Origin of the sequence: Marinovum sp., from assembly GCF_034669705.1 — a bacterium.
Classification (GTDB): Bacteria; Pseudomonadota; Alphaproteobacteria; order Rhodobacterales; family Rhodobacteraceae; genus Marinovum.
Genome location: NZ_JAXMOR010000042.1, coordinates 24,004 through 41,671, shown reverse-complemented (window position 1 = coordinate 41,671; position 17,668 = coordinate 24,004). Strand labels below are relative to the sequence as shown.

Genomic DNA, 17,668 nt, shown 5'->3' with positions numbered 1-17,668 from the left:
GACCGCGAAACAGGCCATCATCGCGGTCGCCCGCAAGCTTCTAACGATCCTCAACGCGATGCTGCGAACGGGCAAACCCTTCGACCCGAAAGCCGTCTGACACGCGGTGACCGATTACGGTTGCCGGCGCAGCGGCCGGGACGCGTCGGCAAAATCTTGCGCTGACAAACGAGCCAAAAACTGACCCCGCCCCGGCCCCCGCGCCGGGGCCTCACGGTCGAAACTTCCGGCGCCTTGAGGAGGATCGACCAGGGCCGACCGATCCCGGCATCATCCCCGTCAGGCGAGATATCGCGTCCTGCCGCCCGACGAAGGTGTGATTTGTCGCCAAGAGGTCCCGGCGCAGAGGCCGGGACGGGGTCAGGATGGCGGAAACTTTACCTGACAGCCGCGCCGGGCGCGCTACCCTTTTAGGACCCACCCAGAACCCGCCGTTTCCGCAAGGTGCCGCATGCCTCACCGATCCCATGACCGCCCCGTCGGCCGCGCGCCGGATTATACCGCCGCCTGCGTGGTGATGTTCGGGGTCAACCTGCTCTGGATGCTGGTGGCGCTGCTCGCCGCTTTCGGGCTGGCGGCGGTGCTGCTGGCCGGGCTGGCGCTCAACGCCTGGATCAGCTGGCTGGCGGCGCGGCGGCGCTGATCACCTGTGTCGCCGCCGCGATGCCGCCGGCACGATGCGGGATCTCCAAAGCCGCGAGACCGGCCTCGATCGACCCCAGAACTCCGAGGATCATGTGGGTGTTCACATGCCCCATGTGACCGATGCGAAAGAAGCCGTGCCGCGCCTCGCTGTCGGGCGGCGCCATGCCGAGGCCGATGCCCAGGGTCACCCCGGCATTGCGCTCGCACCAGTCGCGCAGCCGTTGGCCCTGCGGCGTGCCGATGGCAAGCGCGGTGACCGCATGGCTGCGATGGCCCGGATCTGAGATGTTGAGCCTGAGCGGGCCCTCCTGCCCCCAATGCTCCACCGCCGCCCAGATCGCCCGGGCCAGCGTGGCATGGCGGTGCCAGATCGCCTCGATCCCCTCGTCCTTCATCATGTCGAGCGCGACCCGCAGACCGTAGAGATGATGGGTCGGCGTGGTGCCGCCGAAATACTGGTAATACATCTCCGGGTGGGCCCGTGGCGCCCAGTCCCAATAGCGCGAGACCCGCTCGGGCCGATGCGCCGCCGCCTTGGGGTTGAAGAACACAAACCCCATGCCGGGTGGCACCATCAGCCCCTTCTGGCTGCCGGTGATCATCACGTCGACGCCCCAAACGTCCATTTCGAAGCGGTCACAGCCCAGCGAAGCCACGCAATCGGCCATCAGAAGCGCCGGGTGGCCGGCGGCATCCATGGCGGCGCGCAGGCCGGAAATGTCGTTGCGCACCGAGGTGGCGGTGTCCACATGCACCGCCAGCACCGCCTTGATCCGGCCATGCGGGTCGTCGCGCAGCCGGTCCTCGATGCGGGTCAGGTCGAACGGGCTCTGCAGACCGAACTCCATGATCTCGACCTCGATGCCCAGACCCTGCGCCATCTCGGTCCAGCCATGCGAGAACCGCCCCGTCGCCGGCACCAGCACCAGGTCACCGGGCCCCAGAACATTGGCCAGCGAGGCCTCCCAGGCGCCGTGACCGTTGCAGATATACATCGCCACGTCATGCTCGGTGCGCGCCACCCGGCGCAGGTCCGGCAGCAGGCTTTCGGTCAGCGCGACGATTTCGCCCTCGTAGATATTGACCGAGGCGCGATGCATGGCGCGCTGTACCGCGTCGGGGGTTTCCGAGGGGCCGGGGATCGCCCGGTAGGTGCGGCCATTTGCGAGGGACATGCTGGGTTCTCCGTGGATCGAACCGCAGCTAACCCCGGCACGGCGCCGCCGTCAATCGCCACCGCCCCGCTTGCCAGCCGCGGCCCGAGCGCCTAAACCCCCGCCAGCGAAACCCCGGGGGCGGCGTCCGGCCGATGTGTCGATGATCAAGAAGGTGATGGACTGGTTGGAAGACCGCAACCGCAAGTTCTCGCGGTCCTTCGGCAAGGATATCTCGACCCCCAAGGGCCGGTTCTGGGGCAATGTGCATTACAACGTGGTCGACCACGCCTTCCTGCGCATCCTCTGGACCAATTTCTTCGAGATCGCGCCCGGCGTCTATCGCTCGAACCACCCCGGGCCGCGGCGGCTTGCGCGCTACAAGGAGCTTGGCATCCACACCGTGGTGACCCTGCGCGGCGAGGAGAAGTTCGCGCATTACCTGTTCGAGAAGGAGACCTGCGAGGCGCTGGGGATGGATTTCCGCGTCACCAAGCTCTGGGCGCGCAATGCCACCAAGCGCGAGCGGCTGCTGGCGGTGCTCGACACCTTTCGCGATATCGAGAAGCCGTTCGTCTTTCATTGCAAGTCCGGTGCCGACCGCGCCGGGATCGTCGCCGCCATGTACCTGATGGTCTTTGAAGGGGTGCCCGTCGAGGAAGCGCGCAAGCAATTGTCGATGCGCTACCTGCATATGAAATGGACCAAGACCGGGGTGCAGGACTACATCCTCTCGGTCTATGAGGCGCGCAAGACCGCCGAGCCGATTGATTTCGAAGACTGGCTGCGGACCGAATACCGCGCCGCCCGTCTGAATGACGCCTGGGACGCCAAGAAAACCCCGGCCGAGACCGCGCAGATGCTGCGCGACGATCCGGTGACCGACGCCGGCCCGGAGGCCCGCGGGTGAGCGCCCCCCAGCCCAATCCGCGCGGGCTGGCGCTCTGGCTCTGGCGCAAGTACCTGCGCAAGCACATCTGGCTGCTCGGGGTGGCGCTGATCTTCATGTCGCTCGAGGGCGCGATGTACGGCGCCATCAGCTACATGATGAAACCGATGTTCGACCAGGTCTTCATCGGCGGTCAGGGCGACCGGCTGATGATCGTGGGCCTGGTGATCCTCGGCATCTTTGCCCTCAGGGCGGCGGCCTCGGTGGTGCAGAAGGTGGTGCTGACGCGGCTGTCACAGGTCACCGCGGGCGATATCCGCACCGATCTGGTCGATCACCTGATGACGCTGGAAGGCCAGTTCCACCAGACCCACAGCCCGGGCTACCTGATGCAGCGGATCGAGGGCGATGTCGGTTCGATCAACAAGGTCTGGCGGACGCTGGTCACCGGCGCCGGCCGCGACGTGATCGCACTGGTCTCGCTGTTCGGCGTGGCGCTGTCGATCGACTGGCGCTGGACGCTGGTGGCGCTGGTCGGCGTGCCGGTGATGGTGGTGCCGGTGGTGGTGCTGCAACGCTATGTGCGTCGTCACGCGCGCGCCGCGCGCGACGTGGCGGCGGGGCTGTCGGTGCGGCTCAACGAGATCTTTCACGGCATCGTGCCGATCAAGCTCAACCGGCTCGAACGCTACCAGTCGCGGCGCTATTCCAAGCTGACCGACCGGCGGATCAAGGTCGAGATCAAGTCTTCGCTGGGTCAGGCGCTGATCCCCGGCATGGTCGACCTGATGGCCGGCGTCGGCTTCTTCGGGGTGCTGCTCTATGGAGGCCGCGAGATCATCGACGGCACCAAGACGGTGGGCGATTTCATGGCCTTCTTCACCGCCCTGGGGCTGGCCTTCGAGCCGCTGCGGAGGCTCGGCGCGGTCTCTGGCGTCTGGCAGGTGGCGGCGTCGGCGATCGAACGGCTGCGCGAGCTGTTCGACACCCACCCGGGACTGAAGAGCCCGGCGCGGCCCAAGCCGGCGCCAGAAGGTGCGCCTGAGATCGTGCTCGAGGATGTGCACCTGGCCTTTGGCGATGCGCCGGTGCTGCGCGGCGCCTCGCTGGTGGCCGAGGCGGGAAAGACCACCGCGCTGGTGGGCGCCTCCGGGGCCGGCAAATCCACCGTCTTCAACCTGATCACCCGGTTGGTCGACGTACAGTCGGGCCGGGTCACCATCGGCGGCCTCGATGTGCGCGAGATGGACGTGGCGGCGGTGCGCGGTCTGTTCTCGGTGGTCAGCCAGGAGGCGCTGCTGTTCGACGAGAGCCTGCGGGACAATATCGTGCTCGATGGCCGCGAGGTCGGCGAGGACCGGCTCAATGCAGCGCTCGAGGCGGCGCATGTGGCAGATTTCCTGCCGCGGCTGGGCCAGGGTCTCGACAGCCCGGCCGGGCCGCGCGGCTCGAACCTCTCCGGCGGTCAGCGCCAGCGGGTGGCAATTGCCCGCGCGGTACTGCGCGACCGGCCGATCCTGCTGCTCGACGAGGCGACCTCGGCGCTGGATACCGCGTCAGAGGCGCTGGTGCAGGAGGCGCTCGACCGGCTCGCTCGGGGGCGCACCACGCTGGTGATTGCGCACCGGCTTTCGACCGTGCGCAATGCCGACAAGATCGTGGTGATGGATCAGGGGCAGGTGGTCGAAGAAGGGACGCATGAGGCGCTTCTGGCGCAGGGCGGGGTCTATGCCGGGCTCTACCGGATGCAGGACGGGGTCTGAGGCGGGCCGGGCCTTCGGGGCTCTGCCCGGGACCCCGAGGGTATTTTTGAACAGAAGAAGATCAGGGGCGCTTGGTGTAGCGCTGCGCCAGGGTCTCGGGCGGGGTGCCTGTGGCGTAGCGGGCGAGCGTCGTGAGGTTCTGGGCGCCGCGGCGGAGCCAGCCGTCGCGCTGGTAGCGGTCGGCCGAAGTCAGCGCGGTGGCGGGCAGCAGGGTGAGGCGGCCCTTGAGGGCGCGGGCCAGCGCCACGTCCTCCATCAGCGGCTGGTCGGGGTAGCCGCCGGCGGCGTGGTAGAGCGCGCGGGGCAGGAGCAACGCCTGGTCGCCGTAGGGCAGATCGAACAGCCGGCTGCGCAGGTTGGCCCAGCTCTCGGTCAGCCGCGCCATCGGGTGGCGGCTGTCGAAGCGGAGGCGGAAGGCGGCGGCGGTCTCGGTCGTGAGATGCGCCAGCACCGGGGCGGCCCAGCCGGGGGCAAGGCAGGTGTCGGCGTGCAGGAACAGCAGCCAGTCACCCTTGGCCCTGACGGCACCGCGACGCAGCTGGCCGCCGCGAGAGGCGGGACCGGTGACGATCTCGGCGCCGGCGGCGCGGGCGGTTTGCAGCGTGGCATCGGTGGAGCCGCCGTCGCTGATGATCAGCTCGCGGATCAGCCCCTCCTGCAGCCCCTCGCCCAGGGCCATCAGGCAGGCGGGCAGCGCCGGGCCTGCGTTCAGTGTCGGGATGATGACCGAGATCGGGGCGCGCATCTGCCTCTTCCGCTTGCTCACGGACTGTCTATATGGGACGTCAGGGCCGGAAGGAATTGTGAAATGGATACTTATGCCGTGAAACGCCGCGTGCTGCGCCTAGCGGGTGGCGATGTCAGGGATTTCCTGCAGGGGCTGGTCAGCAATGACGTGGCCCGGCTCGACCGGGGGCTGGTCTATGCCGCAATGCTGACGCCGCAGGGCAAGCTGATCGCCGACTTCTTTCTGCAGGCCGATGGCGCCGAGGTGCTGATGGACCTGCCGGCCGACCAGACCGCGGGGCTCGCCAGACGGTTGGCGATGTACAAGCTGCGCGCCGCCGTGACGATTGCCGAGACCGACCTGGCGGTGTCGCGCGGCACCGGAGCGGCGCCGGACGGCGCACTGGCAGATCCCCGCGATGCGCGGCTGGGCTGGCGGTTGATCGGCCCCGAGGCGCTGGCCGAGGACGGGACCGATTGGGACGCGCTGCATGTCGAGACCATGGTGCCGCGCTGGGGCCGTGAGTTGGGACCTGACAGTTACCTGCTGGAGATGGGGTTCGAACGCCTCTCGGGGGTGGATTTCCGCAAGGGCTGTTATGTCGGCCAGGAAGTGACCGCGCGGATGAAGCACAAGACCGAGCTGCGCAAGGGACTGGCGCAGGTGCAGCTTGACGGCGCGGCGGCCGAGGGCAGCGAGATCACCGCCGGCGGCAAGCCGGTGGGGGTGCTGGGTACCCGCGCCGGCGACCGGGCGCTGGCCTATCTGCGGTTCGACCGGGCCGGCGGCGAGATGCAGGCGGGCGCGGCGCGGGTCACGCTGTTGTCCACCGGCTGAGACCCCGGGGCGGGATCGGCGGCGGTGGCGAGGCGACGCGTCAGCCGGTCCTCGATGCCGCGGCGGCGCCAGCCGGGGGCGACGTAGAGCCGCTCGATCACCGGCGCGCCCCCTGCCCCGCGGGTGTAGAGCAGATAGCCGCGCAACACGCCTTCGGTGCGATAGGCGATCAGCCCGGCGCCCTGTGACAGGCAGCGGGCAATTTGCGCGTGGCGCTGCCGGTCCTCCGGGTGAAGGGCGGCGATGGCGGGCAGGTCCGGATGGTCTGCGGACATGAAAAAGGCCTCCTTGGCTCTGTGCCGGAGGCCTCTGAAATCTGTGTCGCGCCCCCGGCTGTCCGGGGGATATGCGCGCGGGCCCCGGGGTCAGGCGCGCTCGGAATACTCCATGGTCTCGGTGTTGACGACGATGTCCTCGTCCTGACCGACGAAGGGCGGCACCATGACCTTGACGCCGCAATCGAGGATTGCGGGCTTGAAGCTGTTGGCGGCGGTCTGGCCCTTCACCACCGGCTCGGTCTCGACCACCTTGCAGGTGACCTTCTGCGGCAGCGAGGCGTTCAGAGCCTCTTCGTCGTGGAATTCCACCACGATGGTCATGCCGTCCTGCAGGAACGGCCGGCGCTCGCCGAGGATCTCGGCGTCGAGCTGCACCTGGTCATAGGTCTCGGTGTCCATGAAGATCAGCTGGCCGCTGTCTTCGTAGAGGAACTGCATGTCCTTCTGCTCGAGCCGCACGCGCTCGACCTTGTCGGCGGAGCGGAAGCGTTCGTTCAGCTTGGAGCCGTTGCGCAGGTTCTTCATCTCGACCTGTGCAAATGCGCCACCCTTGCCGGGTTTGACATGATCCACCTTGACGGCGGCCCACAGATGGCCGTCGTGCTCGAGGACATTGCCGGGGCGGATTTCGTTACCGTTGATCTTGGGCATTGTGGCGAAACCTTGTCGAGAGGTTGAAGACGATTTGACCGGACCTATATATCGCGTTGGTGCCCAGAGCAAGCTTACCATATCCTGTGCTGCACATGCAGCAAGCTATGCAAACATCGCATAGATGGTATGCGTTTGCGGGGTATCCGAATCGCTAAAAACCGGCCATAAGGGCCCTCACGCCTGAAACACAAGAGCAAGAATAAAGGACGCTACATGACTGATTTCGTTGATGGTACAGCCTTTAACAGCGAACAGGGCAGCCGTGCCCGCAAGCTGTTTGCCGCGGTGGTCCTGGCTGCACTCGACGATGCCATCGCCGACGACAAGAAGTACGGCAATGGCCCCGAACAGATCGCCCGCTGGGCGCGGTCGCGCGATGGCCGCGAAGTGCTGTCCTGTGCCGGTATCGACCCGAACGAACGTGTCGTTCAGGGGCTGATGGATTTCGTCGGCAAAGGTGTGCGCACCTCTGTTGCCCTGTCGCGCGAAGAGAGCGAGCGCCGCAATGCCGCCGCTGCTGCCGAGCGCGAAGCCGCTTAAGACCGCCTACCTCTTTCCTTGCTGACGCGCCCCGACTTCGGGGCGCGTTTGCGTTTGAAGGGAAGTGACCCAGCGTCAGTCAAGCTCCTGACTGGCCAATGCGCGATGGATCTCGCGGCGGACCAGACGCCGGACATTGCGGGTGATCCGCTCGCCCAGGGCGCCCTGAAGCTCTTCGCGCACAATGTCGACCACCATGTCGCGCAGCGCCTCTTCGTCGATTACCGCACCGTCAGTCCCGGCGGCGATCGGCGTGTCGGTTTCATCGGCCGCGGCCGGCTTCTCCGGCGCGACGCCGGCCGGTGCCTCAGGGCCGGAGGGGTGGTTTCTGTGCACGAAGACAAAGGGATCGGCCGCTGGCGCGGCGTCTTCTGCGATCTCGTCTTCTGCCGGGGCCTCTTCGGCCGAGGGCTCTGCAACCGTGGTGGCCTGCGCCGCTTCGGGCTCTGCCTCGGGCTGATGGTCTTCCCAGGCGAGGGCCTCCTCGGCCGGGTCTTCAGGGTCTGCCTCGGCGATCTGGGCGGCGTCCGGCGCGGTCTCTTCATGAACCGCGATCTCGGCCTTCTCCGGGGTATCGCTGTCGCCAGAGATCAGCGCCTCGAGTGCCGCGATCTTGGCCTCGAGTGTCTCCGGCTCCGACGCCGGCGCCTCCAGCTCTTCTACCTCGGCCTCGTCCGGCGCGGCCGCCTGGATCACCTCGGCCAACGCCAGCGGCTCTGCCGCAGAGAGCTCGTCGACCGCCTCTTCATAGGGCGCTTCCTCGACGGAATCGGCCGCCGCGGGCTCGGCCTCTGCAGCCGGCGATTCGGGGGCGAACCGGCCGCCCTCATGCACCCGCAGCGCCGGGGTCAGCACCAGAGCATCGGCTTCTGGCGCCCGAGCCTCCGGCGACACCGCCTTTTCGGCCTGCGCCCGACGTGCCTGCATTTCTTGACGTGCCTCTTCGGACACCAGCCTGCGAATAGACGACAGGACATCCTCGATTTCCGAGGATTTGACAGGATCTGACATTATTTTCACCACTTTGCCTCGGCCGCGAGGATAACCCGACGGGGCCAACCGCACAACCGATAGAGACAATTGAGCGGGCTTTGTGGCGGGCGAGGCTCAGTCGCCGATGCGGCGCAACACCCGGTCGAGCTTGTCGCCCTGAAGGCTCTTGACCGGCGCATTCTTGATCAGCCGATAGTATTCCGCCGGGTCATAAAGCTGCACGTTCAGCCCCAGGTGCTTGGCGGTCATCAGCCCCATCGCCGACAAAAGCTGATAGGCAGCGATGGTCCGGTCGGCCACGGCGGCGGTATAGGCCACCTCGGCATCGAGCAGGTCCTGCTCGGCGGTCAGCACGTCGAGCGTGGTGCGCTGGCCCAGCGTCGCCTCTTCGCGGACCCCCTGAAACGCCACGCGGGCGGCGCGGATCTGCCGGTCGGTGGCCTCGATCGAGGCATTGGCCACCCGCAGGGTCGCCAGCGCGGTGCCCACGTCCTGAGCCACGGCGTGCTGGGTCACATGCAGGTTGCCGCGGGCCGCATCGGCACGCGCCTTGGCCTGCCGTTCCAGCGCCGACAGCGCCCCGCCGCGATAGATCGGACCGCCAAAATCAAGCGAGACCGAGCCGGTGTTGGAATAATCGCCGCCGTTGAAATCGCTCGACCGGGTCAGCCGGCCCGAGAGCGAGACCTGCGGCTTGATCGCCAGCTCGGCCCGGCGCCGATTGAGATCGGCGGTCGAGACCTCGTATTGCGCCCGGCGCATCGCCGGGTGGCTGCGCATGGCGATCGCCTTGGCTGCCGTCTCGTTGCGCTCGACATCCGGCAGCCGGGTCACCGCCGCCAGATTGTCGGGCCCCTCGCCCACCGCGGCCCGGTACTCCTCGATCGCGCGCAGAAGATCGCCCTCGGCGGCGGCCAGGTTGGCCCGGCTGGCGGCCAGCCGCGCTTCGGCCAGCGACACATCGGTGCGGGTCACCTCGCCAACCTCGAACCGGTCGCGGGCGGCGCGCAGTTCCTGCTCCACCAGCCGCAGGTTGTTCTGCCGCAGCGACACCGTCTCGGAGGCGCTGCGCACGCTGACATAGGCCACCACGGCGCGCAACAGCACCTGTTGCTCGATCACCAGAAGCCCCTCGCGGGTCGCCAGCACCGCCTCCTTGGCGGCATCGATCTGCAACCGCGTGGCGCCGAAATCATACAGCAACAGCTCGGCCACGACGGAGAAGCTGGCACTGTCGTCCTGGAATCCGGTGCCGAGCCCGGTGGTGCCGCTGTAGCTGTAGCCGAAATCGCGTGAGAAAGAGGAGGTCCAGCTGACGATCGGGCGCAGCGCCGCAACCGCGACGGCGACATCCTCGTCGGCCGCCCTGAGGAGCGCGCGGTTCTGATGCAACAGGCCGGAATGCGTATAGGCCGCGGCCAGCGCATCGGCCAGCGTCTCGGCCAGGGTCGCGGCCGGCGCCAGCGCCAATGCGAGGCTCAGAGCACCGCGCCGCACGACGCGGCCCATTGCATTGCGGATCATCACCTGTCTCCTGATCTTGCCCACTCGTTATACACGCTCAGTGCCGGTTTCCGTCGCCATCGCCGCGATATCGTGGGCTACAGCGCGAATTCTGCCGATTTCTGGTATCCCGGCAACACCGGCGCCGCGGCGTTGAAGGCAAAGCGCCACGAGATAGCGCCGTTCTGCTTGTAGCCGATGCGCACCGTGCCGAGCTGACCCTCCATGAACAGCGCGGCGATCCGCCCGCCCTCCTTGAGCTGGTCGGCGATCGCCTCGGGCAGCTGCTCGATCCCGCCCTCGATCACGATCACGTCGTAAGGGCCATGCTCGGGCGCCCCGGCCTCGAGCGCCGCCTCATGCATGATCACCCCGTCGGAGCCGTTTTCCGACAGCGCGCCCTGCGCCTCGGTCACCCGGTCGGCCTCGTCCTCGACCGCCACCACCGCCTCGGCCATCCGCGCCATCACCGCGGCGGAATAGCCGTAGCCGGCGCCGATATCGAGCACCAGCTCGCCGCCAGTGATCGCCAGACCGTCAAGCATCTTGGCCAGGGTCCGCGGTTCGAGCATCACCCGGCCCGGCGCGAACTCGAGGTTCTCGCCGACATAGGCCGCCTCGCGCTTGTCGCGCGGGGTATAGACCTCGCGCGGGATGGCAAGCATGGCGTCGATGATGGGAAACTTGGTCACGTCGGCGGGACGGATCTGGGTATCGACCATGAAGGTCCGGCGCTGGGCATAGTCGGTCATGTCTAAACTCGTCGGTTCAGGAATGTCAGATCCGTCTTGCCACAAACCCTCTCGCCCGGCAATGACCGCGACGGGGTTTTCGCGCCCCGCCCGCGTCGGGACCGGCCGCCGGGCCGGCCCAGGTTCACAGGTCAATGCCGGCGGTTCAGCACACCGGCCAAAGCGCCCGAGAGCGCCGTCGCGGCCGCGTCATGCAGGCCCGGACCCGGCAACTCGCGTGCCGCGGCCTCTTCCATCGGACCAAAGAGCATGCCCTCGGTGCCGCAGGCCGAGCCCTGGGCCGAGGTTTGCACCACGACCACATTGGCCACCTTCTCGCGCAGCGCATCGATCATCTCGGCGGTGACGAACAGCGGATCGGACATCTCGGCCGGGTCGTTCGACGGCGCCCGCTCGGCCATCCAGAGCAGAACCACCGGCCCCTTGATCCGGCTGAGCAGCAGGGTCATCCGCGCCATCCAGGCCGCCTGCAGCTCTTCGCGCACCATCTTGAAGCGGTCGGGGCTGATCGCCTCGAGCTCGCGCAACAGGTGGCGGGTAAAGTGGAACTCGGTGAAATCCACCTCGCGATAGACCGCCTTGAGCATCGCCGAGGCGTTGATGAAGCGGTCGTTGCGCCGCGGATGCACGCTGTAGAGCCGGTTCGACATGTTCTGCGCGCCCATGATCTGCACCACGGTGGCGCTGGCCTGGCCCGCCGCCTCGAGCAGCGCGGTATCGTTGACAAATGCATCTACACCGGCGTTGACACAGCCGAAATTGACGCAGGGAAGTCCCAGCGTCTCTTCGGTCAGCGCCGGGAACGGCGTCTCGATGAATTTGCCATAGGTCTCGGTGCCGCCGAAAAAGGCGACATACTCTCCCTCAAGCCGGCGGCGCGGGCCGCGAAACACCTGACGCGACGCACCATAGCGACAAGGAAGATAGTCGGGGGACTGGCCCCCGTTCAGTTCATAGGTCATCTCACCCACCTAATTTTTTTCTCACCCAGGCACACCATGCCGTGATTCGCATTTCGGAATGCCTAAACGGCGGATTTGAGCCAACCTTTAACCGACTGGCCGCCGCCGCCCGCCCTTGCCCTTGGTACGGGTTGCTGCCTATTGTCCGGCAAGCAGGAACGAGGGCAGCTCATGGATATTCAATCGATCGGCGTGATCGGCGCAGGCCAGATGGGCAACGGCATTGCCCATGTGATGGCGGTGGCGGGCTATGACGTTGTGATGACCGATATCTCGCAGGAGGCGCTCGAGGCGGCGGTCGGCCGGATCGAGAAGAACCTCGGTCGGCAGGTCGCCAAGGGCGCGCTGAGCGAAGCGGATCAGGCCGCCGCCATGGCGCGGATCACCACCACGCTCGAGACCGCCGAGGTGGCGCAGACCGACCTGGTGATCGAGGCCGCGACCGAGCGCGAGGAGGTCAAGCAGAAGATCTTCGACGCCCTCCTGCCGCATCTCAAGCCGGACACCATCCTGACCTCCAACACCTCGTCGATCTCGATCACCCGTCTGGCCAGCCGCACCGACCGGCCGGAAAAGTTCATGGGCTTCCACTTCATGAACCCTGTGCCGGTGATGCAGCTGGTCGAGCTGATCCGCGGCATCGCCACCGACAAGGAGACCTACGAAGCCTGTCTCGCGGTGGTCGAAAAGCTTGGCAAGACCGCTGCTTCGGCCGAGGATTTCCCCGCCTTCATCGTCAACCGCATCCTGATGCCGATGATCAACGAGGCGGTCTACACGCTCTACGAGGGCGTCGGCAACGTCACCTCGATCGACATGGCGATGAAGCTCGGCACCAATCATCCGATGGGGCCGCTGGAGCTGGCGGATTTCATCGGCCTCGACACCTGCCTCGCGATCATGAACGTGCTGCACGACGGCCTGGCCGACACCAAGTACCGCCCCTGCCCGCTGCTGACCAAATACGTCGAGGCCGGCTGGCTCGGCCGCAAGACCAAGCGCGGCTTCTATGACTACCGCGGCGAAACCCCGGTGCCGACGCGCTAGTCACCCCGCTTCCCTCTTCATCTTGCTGGATAGACCTCCGGGGGGTGAGGCCGCAGGCCGAGGGGGCTGGCCCCTCTGCAACACCCTCCAGTCCCGATGCTGCTGGCGATCACGCCACGAGGCCAAGCCGGCGAAACCGCGATACCGACGCGCCAAGCGCCCCGCTCCCCCTTCATCTTGCCGAATAAACCTCCGGGGGTGAGGCCGCAGGCCGAGGGGGCTGGCCCCCTCTGCAACACCCGCCAGCCTCGATGCCGCCGGCGATCACTCGCCGAGGCTGAGCGTATGCTGCCGCAGCCAGGCCATCATCCGGCGCGGCTTGGCCTCCCAGGTGCGGATTTCGTCCGGGCTGATCGGGGTGCCGATGATCGGCGCCTGCGGCCGGTTGCAGGCATGCACCACCTCGTGGATCAGCAGCCCCTGCCGCAGGGTGGCCGAAACCCGGTTGGCAATCTGATAGGCACGCGAATTCTGACCGGGGAAGTGGATCGGCACCACGGTGGCGCCCGAGCGGGTGATCAACTTGGCGGTAAAGGGGTTCCACACCGCCTCGACCGCCTTGCCGAACAGGCTCTCGCTGGCCGCCACCACGCCCGAGGGAAACAGGATGATCACGCCCCCCTGACGCAGGTGGTCCATCGCGGCCTTGCGCATCTCGAGGCTCTCGACGCGGGCGTTCTCCTCGTGCGGAAAGGGCACGGGGATCATCAGGTGCTCGATCTCGGTGACGCCCGAGAGCAGGTTGCGGGTCAGGATCTTGTAGTCGGTCCGCACCCGCCCGACCAGTTCCGCCAGCACCATGCCGTCGACCAGACCGTGCGGATGGTTGGCAACCACGATCACCGGGCCCTCGGCGGGGATGCGGGCGATCTGATCGGCCGGGGTCTGCAGCTCGATCCCCATCAGCGCCAGCGCCTGGCTGAAGAAGGCTGGGCCCTCCTGCGGCCCCTGACGCTCAAAGCGGCGCACCAGGCGCAGCAGCGGCAGCTTGCCGGTCAGCCATTCCATCGCCCGGATGGTTTTGGATTTCCACGGATTGGTGAAGGTATTGGCATAGGACAGCTTGCGCTTGTCATAGGGGACCGGCTGGGCCGCGGCGGCCTCGCGCCCGGCCGGGGTTTGCGCAGTTTCCACCATGGTTGCGTCCAGCATCCTTCCCCGCAAGCCCGTGAACGGGCCTAGCAGTCCTCTCCGAACCGGTCCGCCACCAGGGCTTCGACCGCATCGGCCAGCGCCTCGGCGTCCGGGCCCGAAGTCTGAACCTCAATAGTGCTTCCCTTCGAGGCTGCCAACATCAAAAGCCCCATGATCGAATCGCCCGAGGCGCCCATGCCGTCGCGCGACACTTCGGCATTGGCGTCGAAGCCTTCGACCACCTCCACCAGCTTGGCCGAGGCCCGGGCGTGCAGCCCCTTCTCGTTGATGATCTTCAGGCTGCGGGTCACGGTGTCTGTCATGTGGTCTGATCCGGTGAGATATTCTGGCTGTCGATATATTTGCGTCCGGCCTCTGTCGCACGTCTGACGGCGTCGGCAACACCCAGATCGCGGCTTTTCGCCAGCTTGATCAGCATCGGCAGGTTGGCCCCGTAGATGATGCGCCGGTTCTCCGGTGCGCAGGCCATGAGCGAGAGGTTGGAGGGCGAGCCGCCGAACATGTCGGTCACGATCACGACGCCGCCGCCCTGGTCGACGGAATCGGCGGCATTGCAGATCTCGGATTGCTTGGCATCGCGCACGTGATCGGGCTCGATCGCGATCGCGCGGATACCGGGCTGCTGCCCGACCACATGTTCGATGGCAGCCAGATATTCCCTGGCCAGGCCGCCATGCGCCACGATCACGATGCCGATCAACTTCGCCGGTCTCCCGTTCATTGCCCGGTCACGGTTGGACGGGGTCCAGCGGCGCCAGCGCGCGCCGCTCAAGCTCTCGGTGCCTAATTGACACCTGCCAGCCGGCCGTTGCAAGCCCCCGGGCGATGCTTTCCGCGAGGGCAACAGAGCGGTGCTTGCCGCCGCTGCAGCCGAAGGCGACGGTGAAATGCGCCTTGCCCTCGTCGCGCGCCGCCGGCAGCTGGAAGATCAGAAGATCGAAGACCTTCTCGCGGAACACCGCAAAGCGCGGGTCGGTGGCGATATGGTCGGCGACGCGGGGGTCCTGGCCGGTCATCGGCCGCAGGTCCGGCTGCCAGTGCGGGTTCTTCAGAAAGCGGCAGTCGAACACCACGTCGGCCGCCAGCGGCAGCCCGCGCTTGTAGGAGAACGACTGCACCGAGATCGCAAGGTCATGGCTGCCGCTGCGGCCGAAGATGCGCTGCATCTCGGCGCGCAGGTCATGCGGCGACAGCGCCGAGGTGTCGATCAGCACCGTCGCCTGGTCACGCAGCGGGCCCAGCATTTCGAGCTCGATGGCGATGCCGGCCTCGGGGGTGCCATCGGGTGCCATCGGGTGGCGCCGGCGGGTCTCGTTGTAGCGCTTGGCCAGCACCCCGGCCTCGGCCTCGAGCACCACCAGCTCGGCGCCCTGGCCGGTCTGGTTGGCGATATTCGACAGCAGGGCGGTCAGCGCGGCGGGCGAGAAATCGCGGGTGCGGACATCGATTCCCAGCGCCATGTCGCGGCTGAGCCCGCCGTCGAGCAGCGTCGGCGCCAGCGCCAGCGGCAGGTTGTCGATCGTCTCGAAGCCCAGATCCTCGAGCGCGTTGAGTGCGGTAGACCGTCCTGCGCCGGACGGACCGGTCAGAAGAACAAGGCGGTTGGACGCATCGGGCTGCATGGGACGGTGGTCTCCTGTGTCGCGGCGGTCAGTCGCGGCGACCATGCACAAGATACTGTCTGATTGCAGCAGGGAAATACCTGTCCTCGACATTGTGAAGCAACGGGAGCGTCACGCCGGCGATCCGGGTGTCGCGCCAGGGCGGCAGGCGTTCGGTCTCGGTTCGGTCGAGATCGACCGCCAGCGCCAGCGGCACCGGCGGATGCGGCCGGGCGGCCAGCAAGCCTACGAAACGCGCCTCGATGCGGCCGGCGATGGCTGGCGGGCAGGCGGCGATCAGCGCGCCGCGCTGCGCGGTGACCTGCGTCCGGTCATCGGCCACCAGCTCGGCCCCCAATGCCATCAGTTCGAGCGCCAGGGCCGACTTGCCACGGCCCGAGGCCCCCAGAACGAGAACACCGCGGCCCCCGAGGGCCACGGTGCTGGCATGCAGGATCAGACCCATTGCCTAGACCGGAAGCCCCACGACAAAGCGCGCGCCCAGCGGTTCGGAGTTGATGTCGGCCTCGGTCGGGCGGATGTTCTCGGCCCAGATCACCCCGTCATGCGCCTCGACGATCTGTTTCGAGATCGCCAGGCCAAGCCCGGAGTTGTTGCCGAAATCATGCTCTGGCCGGTGCGAGTAGAAGCGCTTGAAGATCTTGGTCAGCGCCTCTTCGGGGATGCCGGGGCCGGTATCCTCGACCACCACCAGAACCCGGTTCTCGCGCTGACGGGCCCAGACGCGGATCGCGTCGCCCTCCTCGCAAAAGCTGATTGCGTTGGTGATCAGGTTGACGAAGACCTGCGCCAGCCGCGCCTCGAGACCATGCACCAGGATCGGCTTGTCCGGCAGATCGGTGATGAACTCGATCTCCTTGGCCTGCGCCTCCTTGCCGAGGAACTCGCCAAGATTGCCCAGCAGGCCGAGCAGGTTGAAGGCCGCCTGCTCTTCCTTGACCAGCTCGCTGTCGAGCCGCGAGGCATCGGAGATGTCGCTGACCAGCCGGTCGAGCCGGCGCACGTCATGATCGATCACGTCAAGCAGCTTGTCGCGGTGATCCTCGCGCTTGACCATGCGCAGCGAGCCCACGGCAGAGCGCAGCGAGGCCAGCGGGTTCTTGATCTCGTGGCTGACATCGGCGGCGAACTGTTCGTTGGCGTCGATCCGGTCGTAAAGTGCGGTGACCATGCCGCGCAGCGCGCCGGACAGCCGGCCGATCTCGTCGGGTCTGGCGGTCAGGTCGGGGATGCGGATGCGGCCCTTGGCGTTCCTGCGGCGGTCTCGGTCGCGGCCCAGCTCGGCGGCCTGGGCCAGATCCGAGATCGGGTTCGAGATGGTCGAGGCCAGCACCAGCGACAGCCCGATCGAAACCAGCGTCGCCACCAGGAACATCTGCAGCACCCGCTCGCGCTCGGTGCGCACCAGCTTGTCGATCTCGCCAGAGGCCGAGACCAGCACCACCGCACCGACCGGCCGGCCCGCCTGTTCGATCGGCGTGCCGACGGTAAAGACGGTGCCGCCATCGGCCGACTCGGTGGTCCGCACAGTGGTTTCGCCGGCCAGCGCCGGCCCCGCGAGCGCGATCAGATGCTCTTCGAAGGCGGCCATCCGCTCTTCCTCGGAGGGGGTGACCAGCCGCGCCACCGCATCCCAGATCGAGCCGAGCATGTCGGTGATGACGGTGCGCCCGGCCTCTTCCGGCGCTTCGACCCGTTCGGCGGCCGAGCGGCCGACGATGGTCTGGGCCGGGTCGAAGACAAAGACCTCCGCGCCGCGGCGCAGCGCGATGCCGTCCAGCGTAGCGGCCACATCGACGCCGTCGCCGGTGACCAGATTGACCGGCGCGCTGCCGGGCAGCTGGGCCTCGAAGACATCGGCGATCAGCTCGGCCTCGCTGACCAGGCCCGAGGCGCGCTGCGCCGCCAGACCGTCGCGCGAGGAATTGAGATAAAGTATGCCACCGACCAGCACGTTGAGCGCGATCAGGTTGAACATGATGATCTTGCGGGTGAGCGGCGAGCTGCGCAGCGAGAACAGCCCGCGACGGGCGCGACTGTCCTGCAGCTCCTGCTCGACGGTGCCGTCCGGCGCGACCCAGTCGTCGCCCAGAACCACGTCACCGCGGCGTTTGGATCCTGTGTCCGGCACGCCCATTTCCTCGACC

General features: G+C 67.3%; 20 protein-coding genes. 6 read left to right on the top strand and 14 right to left on the bottom strand.

The window, feature by feature from the left end; translation table 11 throughout:
* The first annotated feature begins 451 nt into the window (after positions 1–451).
* Positions 452–643: a hypothetical protein gene (locus tag VOI27_RS20895; protein WP_323768195.1), complete on the top strand. Its 192-nt coding sequence runs from the start codon at positions 452–454 to the stop codon at positions 641–643.
* Here VOI27_RS20895 and VOI27_RS20890 read toward each other — a convergent pair.
* Positions 615–1,820 carry a pyridoxal-phosphate-dependent aminotransferase family protein gene (locus VOI27_RS20890; RefSeq protein ID WP_323768193.1) on the bottom strand — a complete coding sequence of 402 codons (1,206 nt, stop codon included), beginning with the start codon at positions 1,818–1,820 and terminating at the stop codon, positions 615–617. The genes VOI27_RS20895 and VOI27_RS20890 overlap by 29 nt on opposite strands.
* A 142-nt stretch (positions 1,821–1,962) precedes the next feature.
* Between VOI27_RS20890 and VOI27_RS20885 the strand changes: the two genes are divergently transcribed.
* The gene (locus VOI27_RS20885) at positions 1,963–2,709 is read left to right on the top strand and encodes a tyrosine-protein phosphatase (RefSeq protein ID WP_323768191.1); all 747 of its coding nucleotides are present in this window, start codon (positions 1,963–1,965) and stop codon (positions 2,707–2,709) included.
* Positions 2,706–4,451, top strand: a complete 1,746-nt coding sequence (locus tag VOI27_RS20880; RefSeq protein ID WP_323768189.1) for an ABC transporter ATP-binding protein — start codon at positions 2,706–2,708, stop codon at positions 4,449–4,451. The genes VOI27_RS20885 and VOI27_RS20880 overlap by 4 nt, the downstream gene beginning before the upstream one ends.
* Before the next feature lie 61 nt (positions 4,452–4,512).
* Here VOI27_RS20880 and VOI27_RS20875 read toward each other — a convergent pair whose 3' ends face one another.
* Positions 4,513–5,196 (bottom strand): TIGR04283 family arsenosugar biosynthesis glycosyltransferase, encoded by a 684-nt coding sequence (locus VOI27_RS20875; protein ID WP_323768187.1) that lies wholly within the window; start codon positions 5,194–5,196, stop codon positions 4,513–4,515.
* 63 nt (positions 5,197–5,259) lie between these two features.
* Here VOI27_RS20875 and VOI27_RS20870 point away from each other — a divergent pair, with 63 nt between their 5' ends.
* Positions 5,260–6,015: a folate-binding protein gene (locus VOI27_RS20870; protein ID WP_323768185.1), complete on the top strand. Its 756-nt coding sequence runs from the start codon at positions 5,260–5,262 to the stop codon at positions 6,013–6,015.
* Here the strand turns inward: VOI27_RS20870 and VOI27_RS20865 are convergent.
* A complete protein-coding gene (locus VOI27_RS20865; protein ID WP_323768182.1) occupies positions 5,940–6,290 on the bottom strand; it encodes a GNAT family N-acetyltransferase in 351 nt (116 codons plus the stop codon). The genes VOI27_RS20870 and VOI27_RS20865 overlap by 76 nt on opposite strands.
* A 90-nt stretch (positions 6,291–6,380) precedes the next feature.
* Positions 6,381–6,944, bottom strand: coding sequence for an elongation factor P (efp, locus tag VOI27_RS20860; protein WP_323768180.1), 564 nt, complete (start codon positions 6,942–6,944; stop codon positions 6,381–6,383).
* A gap of 216 nt (positions 6,945–7,160) precedes the next feature.
* Here efp and VOI27_RS20855 point away from each other — a divergent pair, with 216 nt between their 5' ends.
* Positions 7,161–7,487: a DUF6280 family protein gene (locus tag VOI27_RS20855; protein ID WP_323768179.1), complete on the top strand. Its 327-nt coding sequence runs from the start codon at positions 7,161–7,163 to the stop codon at positions 7,485–7,487.
* Positions 7,488–7,562: 75 nt separating this feature from the next.
* Here the strand turns inward: VOI27_RS20855 and VOI27_RS20850 are convergent, their stop codons facing one another.
* The 4 genes from VOI27_RS20850 to VOI27_RS20835 all read right to left on the bottom strand — a co-directional run bounded on the left by VOI27_RS20850 (position 7,563) and on the right by VOI27_RS20835 (position 11,697).
* The gene (locus VOI27_RS20850; RefSeq protein ID WP_323768177.1) at positions 7,563–8,498 is read right to left on the bottom strand and encodes a hypothetical protein; all 936 of its coding nucleotides are present in this window, start codon (positions 8,496–8,498) and stop codon (positions 7,563–7,565) included.
* 96 nt (positions 8,499–8,594) lie between these two features.
* Positions 8,595–10,004 (bottom strand): TolC family outer membrane protein, encoded by a 1,410-nt coding sequence (locus VOI27_RS20845; protein WP_323768175.1) that lies wholly within the window; start codon positions 10,002–10,004, stop codon positions 8,595–8,597.
* 77 nt (positions 10,005–10,081) lie between these two features.
* Positions 10,082–10,735, bottom strand: coding sequence for a protein-L-isoaspartate O-methyltransferase (locus VOI27_RS20840; protein WP_323768172.1), 654 nt, complete (start codon positions 10,733–10,735; stop codon positions 10,082–10,084).
* 131 nt (positions 10,736–10,866) lie between these two features.
* Positions 10,867–11,697: a DUF6473 family protein gene (locus VOI27_RS20835; RefSeq protein ID WP_323768170.1), complete on the bottom strand. Its 831-nt coding sequence runs from the start codon at positions 11,695–11,697 to the stop codon at positions 10,867–10,869.
* Positions 11,698–11,868: 171 nt separating this feature from the next.
* Here VOI27_RS20835 and VOI27_RS20830 point away from each other — a divergent pair, with 171 nt between their 5' ends.
* The gene (locus VOI27_RS20830; RefSeq protein WP_323768168.1) at positions 11,869–12,744 is read left to right on the top strand and encodes a 3-hydroxybutyryl-CoA dehydrogenase; all 876 of its coding nucleotides are present in this window, start codon (positions 11,869–11,871) and stop codon (positions 12,742–12,744) included.
* Positions 12,745–13,008: 264 nt separating this feature from the next.
* Here VOI27_RS20830 and VOI27_RS20825 read toward each other — a convergent pair whose 3' ends face one another.
* Genes VOI27_RS20825 through VOI27_RS20800 form a run of 6 tightly spaced genes read right to left on the bottom strand, consistent with a single transcriptional unit; the run spans position 13,009 to position 17,658 of the window.
* Complete coding sequence (locus VOI27_RS20825) at positions 13,009–13,881, bottom strand: lysophospholipid acyltransferase family protein (protein ID WP_323768201.1); 873 nt, start codon at positions 13,879–13,881, stop codon at positions 13,009–13,011.
* A 41-nt stretch (positions 13,882–13,922) separates the two neighbouring features.
* Positions 13,923–14,201: an HPr family phosphocarrier protein gene (locus tag VOI27_RS20820; protein ID WP_323768166.1), complete on the bottom strand. Its 279-nt coding sequence runs from the start codon at positions 14,199–14,201 to the stop codon at positions 13,923–13,925.
* Positions 14,198–14,599, bottom strand: coding sequence for a PTS fructose transporter subunit IIA (locus VOI27_RS20815; protein ID WP_323768199.1), 402 nt, complete (start codon positions 14,597–14,599; stop codon positions 14,198–14,200). Before VOI27_RS20815 ends, VOI27_RS20820 begins: the two co-directional genes overlap by 4 nt.
* Before the next feature lie 28 nt (positions 14,600–14,627).
* Positions 14,628–15,521 carry an RNase adapter RapZ gene (rapZ, locus tag VOI27_RS20810; protein ID WP_323768164.1) on the bottom strand — a complete coding sequence of 298 codons (894 nt, stop codon included), beginning with the start codon at positions 15,519–15,521 and terminating at the stop codon, positions 14,628–14,630.
* A 28-nt stretch (positions 15,522–15,549) separates the two neighbouring features.
* Positions 15,550–15,966, bottom strand: a complete 417-nt coding sequence (locus tag VOI27_RS20805; RefSeq protein WP_323768162.1) for a serine kinase — start codon at positions 15,964–15,966, stop codon at positions 15,550–15,552.
* Between the two features lie 3 nt (positions 15,967–15,969).
* The gene (locus VOI27_RS20800; protein WP_416374704.1) at positions 15,970–17,658 is read right to left on the bottom strand and encodes a sensor N-terminal transmembrane domain-containing protein; all 1,689 of its coding nucleotides are present in this window, start codon (positions 17,656–17,658) and stop codon (positions 15,970–15,972) included.
* Between the last annotated feature and the right edge of the window lie 10 nt (positions 17,659–17,668).